At 66.3% G+C, this 569-nt stretch carries 1 protein-coding gene; it reads left to right on the top strand.

Going from position 1 to position 569, the window contains the following annotated elements:
* Positions 1–15: 15 nt before the first annotated feature.
* Positions 16–569, top strand: a 554-nt coding sequence (locus ACU8YC_RS25850) for an ABC transporter permease (protein WP_446896088.1), incomplete at its 3' end; no start/stop codon positions are given.

Here is a 569-nt window from a genome sequence, read left to right as displayed (position 1 = left end):
GCCCGGGTCAGCCTGGTGCAGCACGACGACAAGCCGTTCCGCGTGGTTGGCGTGCTGCAGCGCACCGGCACTCCTGTCGACCGCACCCTGCACATCAGCCTGGCCGGCATGGAAGCGCTGCACATCGACTGGCAGAACGGCATGCCGGCGCGCGGCGCCGCACGCATCGACGCCGAGCAAGCGCGTGGCCTAGATCTTCAGCCACAGCAGATCACGGCGTTCCTGCTCGGCTTGAACAGCAAGGTCGCCACGTTCACCCTGCAACGGGAAATCAACCAGTACCGCGGCGAACCGCTGCTGGCGATTCTGCCCGGCGTTGCCCTGCAGGAACTCTGGAGCCTGATGGGCACAGCCGAGAAGGCGCTATTCGTGGTCTCGCTATTCGTCGTACTGACCGGGCTGATCGGCATGCTGACGGCGATCCTCACCAGCCTCAACGAACGTCGCCGGGAGATGGCGATCCTGCGCTCGGTGGGTGCTCGCCCCTGGCATATCGCCGCGCTGTTGATCATCGAGGCCTTCGGCCTAGCGCTGGCGGGCACGCTGCTGGGGCTGGCCCTGTTGTATGC

Source organism: Citrobacter sp. VF227 (assembly GCF_052950715.1).
The sequence above is the reverse complement of the archived record's forward strand: the minus strand, read 5'-3'. Positions and strand labels throughout refer to the sequence as shown.